At 65.9% G+C, this 1,759-nt stretch carries 3 protein-coding genes; all 3 read right to left on the reverse strand.

Going from position 1 to position 1,759, the window contains the following annotated elements; genetic code table 11:
• The coding region (locus WAN71_RS01890; RefSeq protein ID WP_422223706.1) for an inorganic phosphate transporter at nucleotides 1–504 on the reverse strand (504 nt) is incomplete at its 3' end.
• Between the two features lie 95 nt (nucleotides 505–599).
• Complete coding sequence (locus tag WAN71_RS01895) at nucleotides 600–1,007, reverse strand: VOC family protein (RefSeq protein WP_422223707.1); 408 nt, start codon at nucleotides 1,005–1,007, stop codon at nucleotides 600–602.
• 82 nt (nucleotides 1,008–1,089) lie between these two features.
• Nucleotides 1,090–1,759: SDR family oxidoreductase (locus WAN71_RS01900; protein WP_422223708.1), on the reverse strand; the 670-nt coding region annotated here is incomplete at its 5' end.

The following is a 1,759-nucleotide window of genomic DNA, read 5'->3' on the forward strand; positions in this document are numbered from 1 at the left end:
GCGCTCCTCCGGGACACCGCGATTGATCCGGTAAACCAGCCAGGTGCCCACCGCTCCGACGACGCCGGCCAACACCACCGACACCAGGGCCGGAATCAGCACGCGGGACACCACGCCGGTCCAGATCACCCCGTGCGCGCCGGCCGCCGCGATCATGGCGCCGACGATGCCACCGACCAGGGCGTGCGACGAGCTCGACGGGATACCCAGCAGCCAGGTCAGCAGGTTCCAGACGATCCCACCGACCAGGCCGGCGAACACCAGCTGCAGCGTCACCAGGTGACCGTTCACCAGGTCCTTGGCGATCGTCCCAGCGACGGCAGTGGACAGGAACGCTCCGAAGAGGTTCAACACCGCCGAGAGCGTCACCGCCTGCTTCGGCTTGAGTGCGCCGCTGGCGATGGAAGTAGCCATGGCATTTGCGGTGTCGTGGAAGCCGTTCGTGAAATCGAATGCGAGGGCGGTGATCACGACGATGATCAACAGGAACAACTGAAGGTTCACGGGCCTAATTCTGGGGGCATTGCAGCGCAGTTGTCGAAAGAACGGTGATGTGAATCCCAGGTATATTGCACTCGTCGTCCGATGTTCGCTTTAGGTTAACCTTCAGGCTCGCGGCGTTTGCCCCTGACGTCGCGCCGCAGTGGGTGATCACCGGGAATCTGAACGAAAATCAGGGTTACACCGTCGGGATCGGTCACATGCATTTCGTGCAGACCCCATGGTTCGCGGCGCGCCTCGCGGGCGATCGACACACCTCTGCTTTCCAGCTCCGCTTGCGTCGCGACGACATCACGCACCTGCAGCCACAGCGCGCCGGGGAAGGGTCCGGCCGGGTGGTCCGGCGCGCCGTGGCCGGCCAGCTCGATCAGTGACTGGCCGGCGTAGAACACGGTGCCCGACCCATACTCGCGGGCGATCGCTAACCCGAGCTGGTCGCGGTAAAAGCTCAGCGACCGCTGATAGTCCGCCGGCCGGAACAGCATCCGGCTGGCGAGAATCTCCATGCCGTCGTGTCTATCACGCGTTGGCTGGATTCGATTGCCCAACTCGCCCCCTCGCCGCTGCGCGGCTGGGGGTGCCCCCACCTCATCGCGCTCCGCGTCCCCCTCGCCGCTTCGCGGCTGGGGGTGCCCCCACCGCATCGTCGTTGGGCTGAAGGCGCTGCCGTCTTATCAGCGTGGTCGCCAAACCGGGTCCCATAGTGTCGAGCGCCCGTGCGGCCACTGCCATCCGCGGGGCGATCCGGACCGGCCGGGTCCGCGCCGCGGTGATCATCCAGCCGGCGGCCTCCTCCGATGTCAGCGCGGGCAAACCCCGGTATTCCTTGGTCGGCGCGATCATCGGGGTGGCCACCAGCGGGTAATACAGCGTGGTCGAGTGCACACCCTTTGCGCCCCATTCGGTTTCGATTACCCGGCTGACCGAGGACAGCGCGGCCTTCGACGCGTTGTACACCGAGAACAGCGGTGACGCCTCGCTGAACACGCCCCAGGTCGCGACGTTGATGATGTGGCCGTCGCCGCGCTGCAGCATTGCCGGCGCGATGCCGCGGATCAACCGCAGCGGCGAGTAATAGTTGAGCACCATGGTCCGCTCGACGTCGTGCCAGCGTTCCAGAGATTCGGCCACCGGGCGGCGGATAGACCGCCCGGCGTTGTTGATCAGGATGTCCACTCCACCAAGACGCTTGTCGACGTCGGCGACCAGTGCGTCAACGGCGTCCAGGTCGGACAGATCGCAGGGGATCGCGATCGCG

The organism is Mycobacterium sp. (assembly GCF_049280035.1).
Classification (GTDB): Bacteria; Actinomycetota; Actinomycetes; order Mycobacteriales; family Mycobacteriaceae; genus Mycobacterium.